This is a genomic window from Timaviella obliquedivisa GSE-PSE-MK23-08B (genome assembly GCA_019358855.1).
GTDB lineage: Bacteria > Cyanobacteriota > Cyanobacteriia > Elainellales > Elainellaceae > Timaviella > Timaviella obliquedivisa.
On record JAHHII010000021.1, the window covers coordinates 1 to 19,755 of the forward strand.

At 44.9% G+C, this 19,755-nt stretch carries 15 protein-coding genes and 2 pseudogenes; 10 read left to right on the top strand and 7 right to left on the bottom strand.

Features of this window, described 5'->3' with window-relative positions; genetic code table 11:
• Positions 1-42: 42 nt before the first annotated feature.
• Both KME11_21935 and KME11_21940 read right to left on the bottom strand, forming a co-directional pair.
• A complete protein-coding gene (locus tag KME11_21935) occupies positions 43-615 on the bottom strand; it encodes a transposase (protein ID MBW4517875.1) in 573 nt (190 codons plus the stop codon).
• A gap of 135 nt (positions 616-750) precedes the next feature.
• Positions 751-921, bottom strand: coding sequence for a hypothetical protein (locus KME11_21940; protein ID MBW4517876.1), 171 nt, complete (start codon positions 919-921; stop codon positions 751-753).
• 208 nt (positions 922-1,129) lie between these two features.
• Here KME11_21940 and KME11_21945 point away from each other — a divergent pair, with 208 nt between their 5' ends.
• Positions 1,130-1,288 (top strand): hypothetical protein, encoded by a 159-nt coding sequence (locus tag KME11_21945; protein ID MBW4517877.1) that lies wholly within the window; start codon positions 1,130-1,132, stop codon positions 1,286-1,288.
• Positions 1,289-1,387: 99 nt separating this feature from the next.
• The gene (locus tag KME11_21950) at positions 1,388-1,675 is read left to right on the top strand and encodes a hypothetical protein (protein MBW4517878.1); all 288 of its coding nucleotides are present in this window, start codon (positions 1,388-1,390) and stop codon (positions 1,673-1,675) included.
• A 180-nt stretch (positions 1,676-1,855) separates the two neighbouring features.
• Here KME11_21950 and KME11_21955 read toward each other — a convergent pair whose 3' ends face one another.
• Positions 1,856-3,634 carry a ShlB/FhaC/HecB family hemolysin secretion/activation protein gene (locus KME11_21955; GenBank protein ID MBW4517879.1) on the bottom strand — a complete coding sequence of 593 codons (1,779 nt, stop codon included), beginning with the start codon at positions 3,632-3,634 and terminating at the stop codon, positions 1,856-1,858.
• A gap of 306 nt (positions 3,635-3,940) precedes the next feature.
• On the opposite strand from KME11_21955, the gene KME11_21960 reads away from it, so the two are divergent.
• Entirely contained in the window at positions 3,941-4,111 is a 171-nt protein-coding gene (locus tag KME11_21960; protein MBW4517880.1) for a hypothetical protein, read from the top strand.
• Between the two features lie 563 nt (positions 4,112-4,674).
• Here the strand turns inward: KME11_21960 and KME11_21965 are convergent.
• Positions 4,675-5,035: pseudogene (locus tag KME11_21965) on the bottom strand (hypothetical protein).
• Between the two features lie 89 nt (positions 5,036-5,124).
• On the opposite strand from KME11_21965, the pseudogene KME11_21970 reads away from it, so the two are divergent.
• Positions 5,125-5,337, top strand: a pseudogene (locus tag KME11_21970) (IS1 family transposase).
• 67 nt (positions 5,338-5,404) lie between these two features.
• On the opposite strand, the gene KME11_21975 reads toward KME11_21970, so the two are convergent.
• Together KME11_21975 and KME11_21980 are read right to left on the bottom strand one after the other, a co-directional pair.
• Positions 5,405-5,929, bottom strand: coding sequence for a 2'-5' RNA ligase family protein (locus tag KME11_21975; GenBank protein ID MBW4517881.1), 525 nt, complete (start codon positions 5,927-5,929; stop codon positions 5,405-5,407).
• Positions 5,930-6,079: 150 nt separating this feature from the next.
• Positions 6,080-8,686, bottom strand: a complete 2,607-nt coding sequence (locus KME11_21980) for a hypothetical protein (protein ID MBW4517882.1) — start codon at positions 8,684-8,686, stop codon at positions 6,080-6,082.
• Positions 8,687-8,984: 298 nt separating this feature from the next.
• On the opposite strand from KME11_21980, the gene KME11_21985 reads away from it, so the two are divergent.
• Positions 8,985-12,149 carry a tetratricopeptide repeat protein gene (locus tag KME11_21985; GenBank protein MBW4517883.1) on the top strand — a complete coding sequence of 1,055 codons (3,165 nt, stop codon included), beginning with the start codon at positions 8,985-8,987 and terminating at the stop codon, positions 12,147-12,149.
• A 34-nt stretch (positions 12,150-12,183) separates the two neighbouring features.
• The gene (locus KME11_21990; protein MBW4517884.1) at positions 12,184-14,517 is read left to right on the top strand and encodes a tetratricopeptide repeat protein; all 2,334 of its coding nucleotides are present in this window, start codon (positions 12,184-12,186) and stop codon (positions 14,515-14,517) included.
• Between the two features lie 198 nt (positions 14,518-14,715).
• On the opposite strand, the gene KME11_21995 is transcribed toward KME11_21990, so the two are convergent.
• The gene (locus KME11_21995) at positions 14,716-14,967 is read right to left on the bottom strand and encodes an NfeD family protein (protein ID MBW4517885.1); all 252 of its coding nucleotides are present in this window, start codon (positions 14,965-14,967) and stop codon (positions 14,716-14,718) included.
• A 168-nt stretch (positions 14,968-15,135) separates the two neighbouring features.
• Here KME11_21995 and KME11_22000 point away from each other — a divergent pair, with 168 nt between their 5' ends.
• The 4 genes from KME11_22000 (at position 15,136) to KME11_22015 (ending at position 19,754) form a co-directional block, all read left to right on the top strand.
• Positions 15,136-15,519, top strand: a complete 384-nt coding sequence (locus KME11_22000; protein MBW4517886.1) for an ATP-binding protein — start codon at positions 15,136-15,138, stop codon at positions 15,517-15,519.
• A gap of 273 nt (positions 15,520-15,792) precedes the next feature.
• A complete protein-coding gene (locus KME11_22005) occupies positions 15,793-15,894 on the top strand; it encodes a DDE-type integrase/transposase/recombinase (protein MBW4517887.1) in 102 nt (33 codons plus the stop codon).
• Between the two features lie 685 nt (positions 15,895-16,579).
• On the top strand, positions 16,580-18,802 hold the full coding sequence (locus KME11_22010) for a protein kinase (GenBank protein MBW4517888.1): 2,223 nt from the start codon (positions 16,580-16,582) through the stop codon (positions 18,800-18,802).
• A 52-nt stretch (positions 18,803-18,854) separates the two neighbouring features.
• On the top strand, positions 18,855-19,754 hold the full coding sequence (locus KME11_22015) for a hypothetical protein (protein ID MBW4517889.1): 900 nt from the start codon (positions 18,855-18,857) through the stop codon (positions 19,752-19,754).
• Position 19,755: the final 1 nt, after the last annotated feature.

Consider the following 19,755-nt stretch of genomic DNA (forward strand, 5'->3'; position numbering starts at 1 on the left):
GAGTAGTTGCCGTGCCCCGCAGCTATTCAAGGCTTTGGGTGTTCAGGGCTTCAATGTCTGAAATACAGGCACAACAATCATTTCCAGGTTCCGTGGCACTATTTTACACGTATCTCGGCTCGACCCCTCATACAACCGAGCATCGGTGGGAAAGGCAATCGCCTTCTGTTGAACCGTTGTATCCACCGTGACGCCTTTGAGTTCACGTTTCGTCAGAGCTTGATATTGCATTGCAATTCTCAAGACTTGTTTGAGAAGCTTCTCAACCCCGTTCGCACCGACTCGTTTTCGCCATTTCACTAAACTGCTTGGATGACAAGGAAAATCATGTTGAAAGTTTTGTTCTCCACAAAAGTATTGCCAGTAGGGATTCTCAAGGCACTCTACAATGACAGATTCATCACTTTCATCGTAGAGTGCCTTGAGATAGTGCAATCCCACCAGCAATCGAGTCGGCAGCGGGGGACGACCGACCTCGCTGGCAAGGCTAGCAAATTCTTGCTCAAAGTAGTCCCAATCCAGGGTCGATGAAAGTTGAACGAGGGGATGGTCTACTTTGAGCAGGGGTGCCAGGAGTGTTTCAGAAGATGCTGATGGGGGGTGAGATGGGCTCATGATTTCACCAGTTTTTGCCAAGTTTTGCTCAGTTTCTGACAATTCTATCATGGCTCTTAGAGGCTATAATCCTTGCTCTTGTTAAGCTTTAGAGTTTTTCAGGGACGACTAGCTAGTCAATATCCAAACCAGGATTCAACGAGTTCTGCTTTTAAGGACTGAAGTCGAATCTTGGATGATTCCTGATAGAGCGATCGCGTTACAACCCAATCGATAAGCATCTGGATAAGACCATCCGGCTCTTGATACATCATAAAAGCCAACTGAAAACTTAACAGAGGCTGTATCGCCAATCGTGTCATTCATACCAATTACATAAGGGATGTGTTGGATAATCGCATCCGTTTGGACTTTGGAGTAACAATCGTTGAGGGCGACGAATTCTAGCCGCGGCTGGAAAATAGTTGAAATAAGCTAGCTAGTGCTGCGGTTGACGGTAGCTTAGCGCTGCCTGATTCACCTTCTAAAACTAAACCTGCTGTACCTTCTTTATGCCCACAAAAGTGAAGAACCTGTGGTTGAATGTCGAATAGTGCGCGACGCAAATCATCGGGACGTACTGCCCAGCGTTGCTAAAGATCAAATTGCTCTCGTTGTTGGCTCAGGCGCAATCCTTGGTCAACTTCTCGCACTTCATTATCTAGCCGTAATCGGGCTTAATCGGCAGGACTAGCGGCAAGCACCAGGATGACGCGTGGGGATTTCCCAGCACTGGGAAGATGCGCTAATTGAGCAGAACTTGCAGGTTGGGAGATAAGGTGCGATCGCCTACATGAAGATCTCCACCTGTGCTCCCGACTCCGTCACCATCAACAAAATTGACCCAGACCCCAGCCAGGGCGCTATAGAAATTCCTATCGATATGATTGATGCCTTCAGCCTTGTTTCCCAAACCTACTCTGATAGAGATGCGCTCAACCGAACTCCCAGCGAGTTCATCATCATAGGCAGAGGTGAACTATCGCCTAGTTCCACTGATCAATTGGGAGCAAGCTCAACCCTCCCCCACTGGATCGCCCATAACAATTCAACCAGTCAGTCGGCACCTCTCAGAAGCTAAGAACCCCAAAGCCACGCAGAGAGGCAAATTGCCTAATTGCAACGAGATTGTAGAAGTTTGAGGCTGGGTCAAAACCGCAGAGAGAGAGAATGTTAGCTGCATCTCCGCGATCGTGCAGTCTTCTACCACCCAGATCAGTTGCAATAGGTAACCCAGACATCTCCCAATCTCGCACGAGTTCTAAAACGGCGTATACCTGACCGAAAAATACACCCCGTTTTCCTGCCAAGTGCGATCGCTCGACTCCACCCGAATCAGCGGAATTCCCCAGTCAAGCCGCGCTGAAAAAGTGTCCCCTATCCCCCACAACAACCCGACCCCAGCTCCAATTAAGCTATTCGGATTCGGATCTTCCCCCGAACTATTCCACGTCGTCCCCAGATCCACAAAAGGGGTCACTTGTAATAGTCCTTTAATACTCGGTACTCGTAAGATGGGAATACGTATTTCTGTAGATAGCAGCGCTCCATTATCCGTTAATAAAGCATCCTGCCGATATCCTCGCACCGTTTCTTGTCCTCCTAAACCAAATTGTTCGGAGGGGAGTAATGACCCATCTGCCAGTTGTACATCTCCACGTACTAACAGCAGTGTATCAGGCGCTAACAACCGCACCCATTGTCCCTGTCCTCGCCAGGATAAAAATCGGCTGTCGGGCGTTCTCTCATTGATAGTTGAGTCCAGCAAATTTAATCCTAAACTCACTTGAGAGCGAGCTGCTAAAACTTGATTGTTACTGCGCTGCGTCCATTCTTGGAAAAAACGCAAGGCAGAAATTTTTGTACGTCCATTTTCATCTGCTCCCAGTGAGGGAAAGGGGAGATTCTCCTCTAAAAATTCAGCTTGACTCTCTTGTCGAGAAGCCGTAATACCCAGCGTGAATTCCTCAGAGGGGGATTCAAAGAGAGGCTGACGATAGGATATTTCGTAGTAGCGAGAGTTAGAGTCAATATTGAGGACTTCAAAGTCAGGATCAATAATGCTGCTGGAAGTTATCCCGTAGGAGAAGCGCAAAGTTCCGTTGCGGGGATTGAGTGGAAGTGTGTAGCTGGTATCAATGCCGTTGCTGCCATCAGTGTTGTTGTAACTGACTTGTAAGTCATCACCAAAGCCGATTAAGTTGGCTTGCCTTACTTCCAGTTGACGACGAAAGCTGCCGACACTGGGCGATCGCCCATTATCGATAGAGGGGGTAACACTAAAAGTGTCTGCTTCTGCGACTTGGACTTGCAGCAAACTGATGCCCGGACGGGTTCCCGCTTGCAGATCGGCTGAGATACTCTCGATGAGAGGGTCAAGCTGTAAAAGCTGTAAGCCCTCTAACAATCGAGGCACATTGAGCGGCGTAGAAGCTGCTAGTCTAATCCGACTGCGAACATAGCTAGACTGGAGCCGTCGAGTGCCTGTGATATTAATGTCTTCTAAACTGCCTTCAATCACCTGAATTTTAACGACTCCACCCTTTAACGTTTGGGGCGGAATGAAAGCACCAGAAGTCACATATCCCCGACTAACATAAAGCTGTGTTACTGCTGAACGCGCTTGCAATAGTTCGGCAAAGGATATTTCTCGTCCAGTGAAAGGAGCGGTGACCGCAGCAAATTCTTCTGGAGTGAAGACTCGACTGCCCACCACTGCAAATCGTTGCACAAAAAGCGTTTGAGGAATTTCTGCGGGTGTCTCTGATGGTGTGGCTGGAGGTACGGGAGTGGGTAAAAGCTCGTCAGGGGGCGGCAGCGGGGGCAGGGGCGCACTCGGTAAAGGAGGTTGGGGAATAGGATTGGGTGGCAGCGGGGCTTGAGCAATTTGGTTGGCGATCGGGGGGAGAGTGGGGGCTTCTAGTGAATTAGATGGAAGAGGTTTAGTCGGATAAATTGAGGTAGCTTTAGTTTCATCAGATAAAAGAATCGAAAGTTGAAGTTGATCTACGGAGACTTTTTCTGAAGTTGATTCTGCCATATTTAAAGTGGTTTCTATGCTTTTCACTGAAGATATATTTCCCATAAGTATCGTAATGATAATGGTGAGATTCAACAGCAGCATTTGGCTGAAAAAATGTAGTAACTTAGCATTCATAAGAGGGATTTTTTCGTTCTGTTACAAGAAGTTTTGAAGAGTAGAAGAACTCTTTCACGGTAGTAGGCTTAATCCACAACGCCGAAGAATTTAGCGACCAAAGTTGCTTGACCAACATTATGCTCTTGACCGATTCCTTTAACTTGTTCTTTGCAAATCATCTTCATGCGTAAATCTCATTGATGCACCATGGATCGTGGGTTAACTGAAGAGGCGGATGAACCCGCCGAGCTAATTCGGGGGCGGCGCTCTGCACCTATCTGTAAATCATCGAGCGATTCCCCTCAACTCCTTGCCCTGCCGTCATCTCTTTCAAGAGTCGATTGCTCAAGGGGGCGCAGCAATACCACCGTACCTTGAGCGGGATGATTTCAGGCAGAAGGTGTCGCCACTTAAACAGGTTGGAAGCGGACATACAAGCTACACAGAATGGGCAATTAATCCCATCACTTTACCATCTCCCAAGTTTTTGCAAAAAACCCCCTGACTTCTGTATCGAGTTAAGTTGCCTAAATCAGCACAACTGTGCTTATGCGAGTTGAGTCGAAAGCAGTTTTTCGATACGAGCGTAGCGGCACTAAAGCCTGCACCATAACTATTTATCGAATCGTAGACATTCGCTACGAGTCAAGGCGTTTATTGATTTCTTAGTAAAACGATTTGGCAGTCCGCCTTACTGGGAGGATGTTGCAATTTAGGTTGTCTTCTATTCCGTTGCTGATACTGACTTGTGAATCGCCTCGATCTACATTAGTGCTGGTGAGCGATCGCGCTCACCAGCACTGTTGGCGAATGTCCTATAAATAGATTTACACAAAATGTGCAACCGCTGAAGCACTTAATCTTTGCTTGCTCACTACTCTTTATAGTAGGTTTTTAGGAAAAGTTGGAATACATTGACCGACTGATAATATTGCATTGAGTCATCGGCAGACCGCCCCGCATTTTTCGATTTTTTGCACGACGGCAACTGCGCGGGCAATCCCATGCTCGGCACGGATTTTCATCCCCAGTAGCTGCCCGTTGCCGCATCGATTGATCGGTCACAGCCGTTTGAATCGCTTGAGCAAGTCGTTCAACCGTAAGTTGCTTACGAAGAATTGGTTCTGGACCAACGCCTAATTTCGCGTCGCGCTGCCCCCAAAATAACTGATCACCAAAGAACAGAATCACGATCGCCGGAACACCTGCCCTGAGACCTGCGGCTGTCGTCCCCGCACCACCATGATGAATAACAGCCGCAACTCGTGGAAAGAGCCAGGAATGCGGAATTGAGTCCACCATGAAGACGGTCTCCGGTAAAGCTTCCTGGCGTTGCTGAAAGGGTAATGATTTAAGCGGGGAGAGGAACTGTCCGATACTTCAAATAATGCATAGTCAGGCAGCAGACTGGAAAGTGGCATCGACGGCAGAATAAATTTGGCAAGATGTGGGAACAAACGAAAGTGACCACCCGATTAGTCGTGAGCTACTTCAATTGGATCTGGTAGCATAACCGATTTAAGACAACGGTGGCTCAACGAGCAAAACTGACAGAGCGACCCTGGTCTTGGCAAGACATCGTCACTTATCCCACGATTCTTTGAAGCACTACCGAAAACTCAATATACACAAATCTAAACCACCTGTCTGCTCTTACATAACGAATGAGGATTAGAGCACCTTAAATCCTAAAAAAGGGAATTCGCCCGCCATTTCCCACTCTCCACCTTTATAGTACCAAAGCAGAAGCCCTTCTCCTTGACCTGAAAAACATTGCCATTCAAGGTTCAGCCGATCGTACAACTCACGCGCTACCTCTGGAGTGACTTTGTTCTGTAAGGTAATGTGAGGTCGGTAGTGCTGTTGATCTTGCCGGGTCAGCCAGGGCATCCACCCCATTGCAAGCTGTTGTTGCAGATGAACTAGGACTGGAGAACTCACTTCTGCCGCCACCCCTCGCCCTAGAAAACGTAGACCTGGAAAAGTAAGAGACAAAACAGGTGCATCTGAGCAGAGATCCTGGAGAAGTCGTTGAATCTGATGTTCCTGTTCACCGGGTAGGGTATGGAAAAGAGTTACATGAGCAGACAAAAAGTTCTTTGCAGGCGGAAAATACTGCTGACGGAGGCGATCGAAGAACTCAAATGTAGGTTGATCCAGTTTAAGCGTCAAAATTAGAGGCAAGGATTGAAGCATAGTAAGAGGAGGTCTGAGAAGTATACAAGCTGTTATCTTGTTACCCTGTGATTAGAAAACTAAGATACAGGAGACGAGAGGAGTGACTTTATCCTATCGCAGCGATTTATCAGAAATCCGAGATGTTGTCTAGCGGAATCTCCGATCGCTCTACCTCTGCCCTTTTAACCTGGCTAGATACGTGTAATCATCGATCTTCTCAACGACAGGATGACTGCTGATTTCTCCAGGGTGGGTTTCTGTAAACCACCGCTGCCATATCCATTTTGCTTGCTGCTTAAATTGCTCAGACACCAGATTCCAATCTTTTGTTTTATCTAATTCATTCAGAAATTCAATGACATGGGCTGCAATGCTATTTTCGTTCCACCCTTGTTGCTTCTCATCTAATGAAAATATATCTGATTGCAGTCTGTCAACATTAAGTGCTTGTTTTAACGATTTACTAATCCTGTAATTACTCAAATTTTGCGAGGCTCTGGCCATACCGTAAATTCCATCGGCAATTAACCGAGCAAAACCAATATAAATAGCTCCACGTAGCGACTTCAGAAAATAGTTGATTGCAGTAGGCATATCTTTCTCAACCAGTAAATACCACTCTCCGTATGCCAAGTTGACCTCTGCCATGATTGAGTCAATGTACTGACCACTGTAGGTGGGTTCCAGAGACGCTCGAATAATCCGGGATGCAACTTCACATAGGGGTTTTGCCAAGCCCTCTGGATCGCCTAAGCGACTATGAATTCGGCTAGCATTCACCAGCCAATGAGCAGACCGCTGACGATAACCAATCTTAGAGGCGCAGTAAGCCGCACGAATTGAGTGTTGAATCGATTCCTTCAAAATGCTGTAATCGTCCTCATCACAAAAGCAAAGATTGAGCCGTGCAATCCTGCCGAAGATCTCGGAGGCACAGAGATATGTACTAAAATCAAATCGACCAGAGTACTTTCCATATCTCAAATTCTGCTGCGCAATATATTGATTCAACATACTCAGTCGATCTACAAGAGAAGACTGCCATTGCTTAGTTGATAAGAAGGTTGAATCGCCAGAGAAAAATTGATGCACCATCCACTCAATCTCATAAAGGATTTTAATCTCCAAGCATTGCTGAATATTACTGTCTCCACGTAGTCGTCTTTCTACCTCATCTAAAAACTTACGAGCTTGAGTTAAGTTGCCTTCAACATGGGCAGATCGAGCACAGGTAAGGTTTGCAAAACAACTCTGTCGTTTTAGATAAGCACCAAAACAGTCTTGCAAAATAGGATTATCCCGTAGCATATCGCGTTGAAGCTCTTGAACTTTATCAAGAACACGTTTGCCAAGATAACGATTCGCAGAGCTATCCTTAATCTGACGAAATGCATAGTCATTCAGAAGTTTCCTGCCCTGTGCTAAAGCGTTCTCAATCTCAGCAACTGCCTGACATACTATATAGTAGTTTTTATAGTTCTCCTGACGTTCTAACTTGTCAGACAACCATTTGCTTGTGGCGTTCAGTGAGGATTGTATAATCGCTTTAATCGTACCGCGATCGACCCATGTACTCTCATAAATTCCGCCTTCGCCCGTTCCAGCCTCAGCACCCACTTCACGGAACGCTACAGAAGCCTTAACTAGACCATAGCCCTGCTGGCTCAGGGAGCGTGTAGAACTCTCGATTAGCTCTAGGTGTTGGCAATAGCCCATGCCGATCGCCAATGCTGTTAATGTGTTCTCAATATGGGTTGCAGAAGATCGATATAGCCAGCAAATCTCTTCGTCAATCTCTGGGAATTGACAAATAATTTTTGCCTCCATAATAAAGGGGCTATCTACAGACTTGCTCTCAGCAAAATCATATTTCTCTCCGAATCTGGTTCGAGAGTCGTCGTAGTACAACTGAGACTCAACTGCCAGTTGGGACTGCTTCAACTCCTTTTTAAGGACAGTCTCGGTATCATCCAGGTAGTGTTGAAGTGAAAAAGTCAGAACAGTAAACTGACATTGATAGACTTTAACTCGGATATAGGGGTTGATGGACTGCTTCAGATGCCGATCGCTCAAAATTGATGAGCCAAGCTCAAAGAGTTCTACATCGTTGAGATCAAATCGACCAGAAGCTGAAGCAGTTGCCAGAAATCTTTGAATCTCGCCGAGGATAATGGGACTGGATATCTCAGATTTAAGGGGTTCTGAAAATAAAGCCTGAATGCGATCGGGAATGGACAATAGATTTGGGTTAGAAGTTTGCTCGGAGGGCAACTGCTGGGTATAAGGAAATGCCCTAGCTCGAATCGCCACCTCTAGATCATTAATTAAGCTGTTAAAATTGGCAAACCCAATATCAGGCAAACTTGCCAACATCGCTCGAATGCGCTGGCTCTGCTGTTCTCTGTTCGATCGATTCGATCGCGCACTGGGCAAAAAACCTGCCGCCTCTAAGAGGCGATCCGCTCCTTCTTTTCTCAGTTGCAGACGTTTTTGTTTTGCTCCCTTAGATATTTTCTTATGCTCTAAGAGAGAGGGGGAGGTTAGAAAGTCCCAAAGCTTCACCAAGTGAACCCGATGAATAGATAAACCCCGATCCCCAAGAGTCTGCATAAATGTCACCAGCGGCTGACGGCTGATACCTAAACCTTGTGCTAATTCTACGTTGGTAGCCTCTAAGTCAGCCTTAAACTGCTCTAATACCTGATGTAGATTCTGCCAAAACTGCTTTTGTTCTTCATCATATTTCGTAGGGTGGTCTTGAAGATGATCGCTCATAAGAACCTGCTAGCTGTTAGCCGGAGGTGGTTGCAATTCTGTGATGACGTATAAAATCTAGATTCTAAAACTTGATAGAGCGTAGTCATTTGGAAGTTCACTGAAAGAGCCTACACCACTTTATCTGGGAAGTGTCTATTTTATAGACATATAAAGAGCGGACTTTGACTCAAAACGAAGAAACTTATAGAAAATAATTGCTTCCTGTCTAGATAATTGACAGAAAAGTACTGTAAGCTGATAGAAAATTATAGATGCTGCCATTGTAACTGTACCTCTCACAGTCGAGCGCCGCCCTATGTCTTTGAAAAAGCGTAATCGTGGTTATATTTTAATTCCGGAAGGATTGCAAAAGCTCCAGCGTCGGTTGCGGGAGTGGGAATCGGCGCGAAATACTGGATATCGCTATTCCCAAGAAAAGCTGGCAGAGATGACGGGCTTGCATTCCGATACTATTCGCAAAGTGTTGGGAGCCACAGAGGGAAGCGATCTGAGTAGCATTGAGCGGATGTTTCAATCCTTCGATCTGGCTCTGGCTGAGCAAGATTATGTGCAGGTGGGACAAACCCCGGATCGGAGTTTTGTGGGTAGAGAAGAGGCGATCGTTGCGCTCAATAAGATAGCTCAAGATGCAAAAATTATTGTGATTCATGGGCGGGGCGGCGTTGGTAAAACCACGTTAGCTCGGAAATATTTCAAGCAAGGCACATTTGCCCTATGTCTAGAAAAATGGATGGCAACAGAAACCAAGAACATTATTTCAGTTGAAAGTATTGTAGAAGAATGGCTACGTCGTTATTTTCATGAAGAACCTGGCTGCGAGTTTGGCATTACCCTTTCGCGATTGAGGGAGAAGCTTCGCAAACATCCCCAGCATATTGGTATTTTGATCGACAACTTAGAACCTGCTTTAAATGGTGATGGCAGCTTTATTGCTGATCACCGTCGTTATGTTGAACTTTTAACGGTTCTATCTGATCCGGATGTTAATGCTTTAACTTTGGTCACTAGCCGAGAGAGGTTGCTTGAAAATATTACAGTAAGTCACTATCACTTGGATGGATTGTCCTTGGAAGCATGGCATCAGTTTTTTGAATCGAAAGGAATTCAAAGCAGTCCAGCAATCCTGGCTATGCACCAGTTCTATGACGGTAATGCCAAAGCAATGGATATTTTGAGCGCTTCCGTTTGCTTAGAATTTGAGGGTGATGCGGAAATCTATTGGCAGACGAATCAGAACTACTTACCACCAGAATTAGAAGGTTTGGTGAGGAAGCAGTTTCAACGTCTGGAGCAAGTTAATTCTAGCGAATATAACCTTCTCTGTCGTTCAGGCTGTTATCGCTATCAAGATGTTCCTTCCGTTCCTATTGCAGGACTAGATTGTCTTCTATGGGATGTTGCGGAGGATGAACGTTATAGTGTTATTCAATCATTAAAAAACCGTTCGTTACTTACATTCCATAAAGGACAGTTCTGGATTCACCCTGTCATTCGTAAAGAGTCGATTCGACGCTTGAAAACGACGAGAGATTGGCACGAAGCAAACTTGAGAGCTGCTAGCTTTTTGGGGCAAAGTATCCAGTTAATTCAAAAAACACCAGAGGCGCTCACAGCTTTGGAGCCTTACCACCACTATGTACAAATCGGTGATTTTCCAAGAGCAGCAGATGTGTTGATGGGAAAACGCTTAAATGTTTGGGGAACAAATGAATCCCTAATGCGCTCATTTTACAAGCGCGGTTTTTTACAACAAATGGTAAACTCTATTTCCAATGTGTTGGATAACCTCACTATCGAGGAAGATGCAACCCCATTAGAGCAATTAAACTATGCCTACCGAAAGGCAAAATTGCGGCATACATTGGGAGCGATCGCCTGGTTGTCAGGTCATATCCCGGAGGCAATTCAGCACTGCGAGGAAGCAAAAAAAACTGCGGCGAGTGCGTTGTTAGTGGGTGAATCTGACTCCTATCTAAGGGATGTCAGGTTGAATCTTAAGATCGTTGAAATCAATGCGCGATTGACGATCGGCATTTGCAAGATTGGATTTTGGGACTTGGAAACAGCCCTTGCTGATTTTCTTGAAATTGTAGAACTCAGCAGAGCCGTGAACTATGAAAAATTTGCGCCTTCTGCTCTGTTCTATGTGGCTTTCTTACAGTCCTATTTGGGTCAGACACAGTCCGCATTAGAAATTGCAAATAGGCTCTATGATGATTTACCAGAGAAGAGTTTACCGTTTTGGGTGACGGAATATCGTCTGTCTTATCTAGGACAAACCTACATGAAATTAGGAGAACTCGAAAGGGCAGTCAAAATTTTCGATCGCGTACTTGAATGTATTCAGGCTAGCCCATATACCCAGGCAGCCATCAAAGCTCAGAATGGCAGAGCGGAGCTTCATCGACGAGAGGGGAATTTTCCAGCGGCTGTAGTGTGTCATGCCGAGGCAATTCGTGTAGCAACAGAAATGGGTGCCCAATATGATCTAGCCGAGGCTTATTATCAGCAGGGTTTAACTTACAGAGAGGCAAACCAGCTTGATGAAGGTAACGCTAGCTTTGAGCGGGCAAAACAAATTTTTGAACAGATTCACGCACCGAAGCAGGTTACAAAAGTTCAGACAGCTCTGGAGAGTGATGCTATGCCCTCCCAACTACTTCAAGAAACTGAGACATTTAGTTTTGAGCCACTTTGTGAAAGCAGAAATACTTTGAAGATTGAGTGGAAGATTATTTTAGATGCTCCTTTTGAGGAGACATCAAGTGAGCAGATAGAGGTAATCATTGAATATTTACGGCATACATCAAAGGATTATTCTATTAGACTAAAACAGACTAATTCTGGGAGCATAGTTATAACACTTGAGGGATCTGAAGAGGGATTTAAGATTATTCAAGCTCTTTATAAAGAGGGTAAACTTACTGAAACAATCGGTTTACCTGTCAAGTTTGTTGGTTGTGAATTACCTCAACCAAATACTAAAAATTCAAACACCCAGCCGAATGTCGATATCTTCTTTTCTTACTCCCATCGAGATGAATTGTTAAGGAGTCAGCTTGAGAAACATCTCAGTGCTATCCATAATGGAAAAATAAAGGGATGGCATGATCGGCAAATCGGACCAGGCAGTGAATGGCAAGGTAAAATTGACCACCATTTAGAAATTTCTCATATCATCTTACTGTTAGTTAGTTCAGATTTTATAGCGTCAAGGTACTGCTACGATATAGAGCTAGTACGAGCTATGAAACGTCATGATGCAGGCGATGCAAGAGTTATTCCCATTATTCTTCGTCCAGTTTTTTGGCAGGATACACCCTTTGGAAGACTTCAAGCATTACCTAAAGGTTGTGTGCCTGTAACTTCGTGGGAGAACCAAGATGAAGCTTTCCTTGATATTTCAATAGGAATTCGTTCTGTTGTTGACGAAATTTTCTTAAAATGTAAGACATCATGACGTTAAGCTCCTTACAACACGCTGGAGTTGCTTCATGAATGCCGGACAAAAGCGCGATCGCGGTCGTCTCCTCACTCCCGAAGCTCTGAGAAAACTTCAGCAAGCGATTCGTGTCTGGGAAGTTCGGCATGAGAAAAAATGTACCCAGGAGCGTATCAAGGAACTCACAGGAGAGTTCAAGGAGGGAGGGCTTGACCCTGGCACGATTAGCAAGATTCTCAAGGGCAAAGAGGGCGTTGATTCAGAGTCAATTCGTTGCCTGTTTCAATCATTTAGGTTGCAGCTTAAGGAGACAGATTTAGTCGCTGCGATCGCGTTCTTGGCTCAGGGTGATCCGAATTTTGTGGGACGGGAAGGGGCGATCGCGGATCTCCAAACTCTCACGAACCAGGGCACAAAAGTCATCGTCATCCAAGCCAGAGGCGGCGTGGGCAAAACGACTCTGGCGCGGAAGTATCTTCAGCAGGAGTTTGGCACGTTTTTGGAGTTCCCGATCGCCAAGGAAACGAAGGATATTGCTTCGGTTGAGAGCCTGATTGAGGAGAAGTTGCGGCAGTTAGGCGAAGAGCCAGGGCGGGAGTTCTTGGTGTCGATTGATCGGCTGAAGCGCAAGCTGCAATCAGAGCGGATTGGCATACTCATTGATAATTTAGAGCCTGCGTTAGATTCGGCGGGCAAACTGATTGAGGCGCATCGGCGTTATGTGGAACTGCTGCGAGTGTTGGCAGATCCAATGGTGCGATCGCTAACGCTGATTACGACTCGTGAACGGTTGAGGGAACCGAGTATTACAGTGCAGCCTTATCTATTGAGAAGTTTGGATGTTGCAGCTTGGGAGACATATTTTCAGTCTCGGAATATTGCGACGGAAGGATCAGCGTTATCGGCTTTGCACAATGCCTATGGGGGGAATGCGAAGGCGATGGATATTTTGAGTGGGGCGATCGCGGAGGACTTCTCAGGAGATATTTCAGTGTACTGGTTGGTGAATCAAGATGACTTGTTGATTGAACGAGATTTGGAAGATTTAGTGACGACTCAATTTAACAGAATGCAAGAGCTTGATGGGAAGGCATATAATCTATTGTGCAGAATGGGGTGTTACCGTTATCAGGATGTGCCGCGTGTTCCGATTGAGGGATTGTTGTGCTTATTGTGGGATGTGGTGGAGGGACAGCGACGGCGAGTGATAAAGGCGTTGCAGGATCGATCTCTGGTGGATTGTGAGGGTGGGGAGTATTGGTTGCATCCGGTGATTCGAGGGGAGGCGATCGGGCGGTTGAGAACTAGTGAAGATTTGGAAACAACAAATCGCAAAGCATCGAAGGTTTGGGTAGAAAGTGTAAAAACAATTGAGACAATAGAGGATGCTTTAAGAGCCTTTGAAGCCTATTACCACTGTGTAGAAATTAAGGACTTTGAGCTAGCTAGCAACATAATTTTAGCAAAACGAGATAATAAGTGGCTAAGTAGTTCTGAATTTGGGATGGATCTGACGTGTAGCTTAGCTAGTTCGTTTAGTAGATTAGGATTGCTGCAACAAATAATATCTTCATGTTCTTATCTTGTTGATCGAATTAATAATGAACATTCTGTAAATAGACTTTATGCAGCACTTGGCGATGCTTATTGGATGGTAGGAAATGCTCTGAAAGCACTTGAATCTCACGAAAAGTCTAGAAAAATAGCAAGTCTTCACAACCATAAAGAGCTTGAGATTGTTGCTCTTTTGGATTTGGGTTTATGCAAAGAAGATTTATGGGAAGTTGAAGAGGCAATTGGTCTATATAAGGATGTGATTTTATTGTCTGAAAATACAGACTACAAAAGACATGCCGCGCAAGCTCGGTATTGTTTAGCTCGCTTGTATTCATATCTAGATTCTTTAGAGGAAGCCAAATTTTATATTGATCAAGTTTGGCAGGACTTTCCAAAAATTAGGTTGGGAATACGCAGTACAGGGTATCGACTATACACTTTGGGATTCGTTTCTTACTACTTAGGGGACACTGAAAAATCTCTTGAAATGTATGGTAGAGCCATTGAATACGCTGAACAAGGTAAGTTTGTACAACTCAAAGCAATATCTCTAATTGGACTTGCCATACTCTACCGAGAACAAGGTAAGGTTTCAAATTCGCTTTCCATCCATGCCGAAGCTATAGAGTTATTGCGTAGTGTTGGTGCAAAGCATAATTGTGCTGAAGCATATTATCAACTTGGATTAACTTATAAAGCAATGGATAGGAACGAGATGGTCGATGAAAATTTGCAGAAGTCAATTCAACTTTTTATAGAGATAGAAGCACCGAAGCAAGCGGAGCGGGTGAGTCGATCGCTAGTGGCTCAAAAGAAGGAAAAGCCATGAATACTCAACTGGTTGAAACAATCATCCGAATGATCTGATTGCTTTTGAAAGAGGAACGCTACTATTGGAACAACAAGTATTTTTCGATGACTCTGAGCCAACAACCTATGAGCTGATGCGAGAAGAACGGACTCAGCAAATCATGGATGCTGGGTTCTTTACATCAAAAGGTGAATGACATGGTGACGGTTCATAGGCTCAAGCACAAGCCTGAAATTGGTTTACATCGTTCACAGGTACAACTAACAGTCGGATTCCCTGCCTACCTACCACCTTTACCCATTCTCCTGGCTTTACCGTCATCTGGCAGCTAGAACGATAAAACTGAGCCTGCCAGAAGGTTCCCTGGAACTTTACCCATCCCGCTTGGTTTGGGGCGATCGCCTCATCGACTTTGCTCAGAACAGGCTGGTTGAACATCACAGGCATTGCAACTAATCGGGTCGTCATGGCTCTGTCTCCTTCATGTCTGGAATGACCTTAGTTTCAGGTTTCTACCCGTCGAGAACCAGGGAAAATCGGGGGGTTAAGCTCGAAGTTAAGGAGCAAACAGTAGAGATAGACTTCAGCCCTTGGCGAGCGCCCTTCTGACTAGGAATAATCTTCCAGGCTTTCGGCTTGGAGCTACAACCTGATGATTACACCTTGCCCCGCTCGGATACGGGAAACGCAGAACCGTTAGAGGAGGTCGAAGTCATTTCTCAGAACCAAGTGGATTGGGGTGAGGCTGTAGATGTTTCCATCTTCTATGGACGGACTGAGGATCTGGCGACATTGGAGCAATGGATTTTGGGCGATCGCTGTCGCCTAGTCGCACTCCTAGGAATGGGTGGCATTGGTAAAACATCGCTGACTGCCAAGCTGGGGGAACAGATTCAGGGAGAATTTGAGTATGTAGCTAACGGTAAATCGTCGGGCGATCGCTCTCAATCCCTCGCGCTGCCATTATCTCTTTCAAGTCTCGATCGTTTAAGGAGTAGCGGACATACTGCTACACATTGAGAGGATGATTTCGGGCAGAAAGTGCTGCCACTTAAACAGATCAGAAGTGGGCATACCTGCTACAGAGAAAGGGCAATTAATCCCCTCACTTTACCATCTCCCAAGTTTTTGCAATAGAATCCTATTCATCGAATTATCGAGGCTTAGAGGAATAATGGCAGAGTGAAGCGTAGAGGTAGAGCCTCCAACCCTCTACCGATGGATTTAAGCATATGCGCCAGAATCAATTAAACGGATTGCTTCCACTTAAATCCCACGAACGACTCTTAGCAAGTGGACGAAATCTATATCAAAGTTAAAGGTAGGTGGAAATATCTCTATCGTGTCGTAGGTTCAGCGGGGCATACGCTGGACTTTACGCTGAGCGCGAAGTGAAATGATAAATCGGCAGGGCGATTTTTCTGCATGTTGATTGCAGAACTCACTCAAACCCCACGAATTATCGATGTAGATAAATGCTACAAACCTGGTGACAACAAATGCGCTGAAAGAAGACGAAACGTCAGATGTGAAGACCGAGTTACAACAAGTTACGTGTTTAAGTAACATGATTGAGCAAAACTATAGAAACATAAAGCGAATGGTCAAGCCAATGATAGGATTCAAATTCTTCACCATTCAAGAAGAACATTGAAGTGATTAACATGATTTACAAAGATAGGTAAATGAAATAGAACAAGGGAGCAGTGTATCTCAATCTTAATTTATTGTAAATCTCTTCGGAATGACTACTTAAAGTAACGCGATTGAGACAGATCATTTATCAATAAAAGCTATCTGCAACAGAGATAGACTCGCTCTTTCCATCTCTATGAATAAACCAGACGAAGTAAACCAACGAGTTATATAGGGCGTTGCTGACTGGTTCTTTGAAGCGATCGCTGAGAGTCTGGAAGGTTAATTTAGATCTTCTCGAAATCATATCGTCATTCAGCAACGCCTTATATAGATGACTCTACTTGCCGATGAATAAGCAGAAAAACCAGAACCAATTAAGTCGATAGGTAGATAAAACTACTTTTGTCAGACACGTCACTCTAAACATTTAGGAGAAGCTCAAATGTTGACTCAGCAGGGAATCGTTGAGACTGCCAATCAATTACTGAATGGTCGCTATGAAATTGTTCGTGTTCTTGGTTCGGGTGGAATGGGGCAAACCTATGTTGCTAAAGATACGCAGCGTCCAGGAAATCCACTATGCGTTGTAAAACAACTGAAAACAGCGACGAACGATCCAAACTTTTTGCCTGCTGCTAGACAAATGTTTCAGAATGAGGCTGAGATTCTGGAAAGCTTAGGCAAACAACATAATCAAATTCCTCAGTTGCTAGCTTCTTTTGAGACTGAGCAAGAATTCTACTTGGTTCAGGAATTTATTGATGGCAATCCCTTAAGTACAGAATTTTCGTTGGGTGAGCGGTGGACAGAGTTGCAGGTGGTTCAACTTCTCCAAGAGATTCTGAGCATTTTAGAATTCGTTCATGGTCAAAATGTGATTCATCGAGATATCAAACCGGACAATATCGTTCGACGGAATAATGGCGAATTGGTGCTGATTGATTTTGGAGCGGTTAAACAGATCCGGACACAGCAAACAGTGGTTGGACAGAGAAGTATCACAGTTTCAATTGGTACTCCGGGTTATATGCCCACTGAACAAGCAAGTGGAAAACCCCGCTTCAGTAGTGATCTATATGCGTTGGGTATGGTTTGCATTCAAGCATTGACTGGGTTGTTACCTACACAGTTACTAGAAGACAAGGATGGAGAGCTAATCTGGCGAGACCAGGCTGAAGTTAGTGATGTTTTAGCAAATATCCTGACTAAAATGGTGCGACATTACTTCAAATATCGCTACGAGTCTGCGATGGAAGTTCTTCAAGTATTGCAACAGCTTGATTCATCAACGCAATCCTCTACATCAGAACGTAAATCAGCAGAGTTGCAGAAGGAGTCTGCTTACAGTCAGACTCAAATGAGTGAGCCAGAAACTCAGCAACCAACAATTAGAATTGACTGGAAACCTCCATCTCAAGCAGAAGCATTTGTTTTTGACGAGGAACCTGAGGAAGAATTGCCAACCTCTCCCAATAACTTCAAAAGGAATCGTTTTTTGATTGGTATGGGAGCAACCCTTGCGTCATTGACTTTGATTGTAGGAGCTATCTATATACAGACTCGATCGCAGCAGGAGCAAGATTTAAAGGTCGTTGAGCAATCATTTGCTGACAATAAGTTTGATGCTTGTATCGAGCAGGCAAAGGCGTTTCCTAGCTATCACGCAGATCTTTATGCAAAAGCGCAAGTGCAAGCTGAGAATTGCGGGAATGCTGCAAAACAACAAGTGACCTTGCAGGAGATTCAGAAGCTAAAAGCCGATAAGAAGTATCAAGATGCAATTAAGGAGGCACAATCTTTCTCTGATGCTCAGTCAAAGTTCTACACTGAAGTCCGAAATCTGCTGGGAGAAAGTCAACTCGCTTTAGCTCAACAACAAGCCAAAAAAGGTTCCTTTCAAAGTGCAATTTCTACATTGAGTCAGATAGCCTCAGATGCACCTGCACCCGTTCAAAAAGAAACTCAAACTCTAAAGTTCAAGTGGTCAGAGCGAATATATAGCCTTGCAGAGGAACTCTACCAGAAGGGAAAAAATAAAGCAGACTTCGACAAAGCACTACAAATGCTCAAAGCCGTCCCTCAAGGTAGCCCTGCCTACGATCGCGCTCAAACAACGAGCAAGCAATGGGAAACGGTTGAGGCAAAAAACTGGAACGATTTTGAATCGGCTAAGCAAGCCTTGAGTGCAGGGCGCTTCAAAGAGGCGAGAGATGCTGCCAGTCGGTTAATGGGCAGTCCTGCTCAAGCTTGGCAAAACCAGGGACAATCGCTTCTGACTCAAGCAGATGAAGCAGAGAGAAAGTATTTAACCCCGATCGATGTCGAAGGCAAGTTGGCTTTGGGTGAACCCAATGTGAACACTCGTGCTGACAGAAATACGTTGTTTAGGGATTACGAGTTTAATGGCACATCAGGTGAAGCAATCACCATTAGTTTACGGGGAGAAGGAGGCTTTGATACGGTGTTGTATTTAATCCCTCCAGATGGACAAGAAGAAAAGATTGAATTCAGTGACGATATCAGTGACAGCAACCTGAGTTCTTCAATCACAACAACCCTCAACCGAACGGGCAAGTATCGAGTCCGAGTCAATGCCTACTACCCTGCTACCAATTCGCAAGGACGAGGCAGCTATCACCTGACCGTTTATCGAGAAGGTAAATAGCCTCTACTCCATCTCTATTACCAATATCAACCTTTTGTTAGGAGAACACATAATGTCAGATCTCAAAACGGTTAATGATTTGATCGAACAGAATGAAACACGAGCTGAAGCACTTTCACTTGAAGTCGATCGCGCAATCAATTGCGTCAACCAAGTCGAACAAATGATCGCTGAACTCAAGTCAAGCCTTGACTCTGCGGCTCAAGATGCTCAGACTCGATTTGACGCTTTCAGCACTGTGCTGGATACATTGGAGGAAACACTAGATGGCGATTTGCAAACAGCTAAAGAGCGCCTAGACAGTTTACAGCAGAAAATCAGTGATCTAGACGGTCAAATCGATACTGTTTCTAGTGAGGCGAAGACTCAGCTAGCAGATTTCAAGAGTCATGTGGAATCTACACTTGCAGAAGTGGAAACCGAAGTGGAAACCGTTCAAACAGGGCTTGATCAGTTTGCTCAACAGATTGAGGCAGCGGAAACGGAAGCAGGGACTCAGGGCGAGGCTCTGAAAGGGGAGATTGAAGCATTCCACAATGCTGCCAATGAAGCGCAAACTTCACTGGGCGATCGCAAAACAGGGTTGGTCGATCAGTTTGATGTCTTAGAAGAGGAATTGCGGGAGAAGTTTGAGTCTGTTCTTGAGGCTATGGATTCTCTGATGGCAGGGAGTGGAGAAAAGCATTCAACTTTGGAAGATGTTTTGAGTACAACATCAAGTGAAGTGACAGATGCTGTGACTGAAAAGTTCACCGGAGAGGTACAAAGTCAATTAACTGATTCAATCGAACTGCTAAGCGGCGCGATGTCAACGCTGAGTGATTTGAGTGAATCATCCCATGAACTTTTGGATGGAGCGCTAGGAGATGTGGTGGACGGTATTAATGAAGTACTTGAGGTTATTGAGCCAGTTATGGATGTATTAGAGGTGGTCGAGGACATGCTCGGCTAAT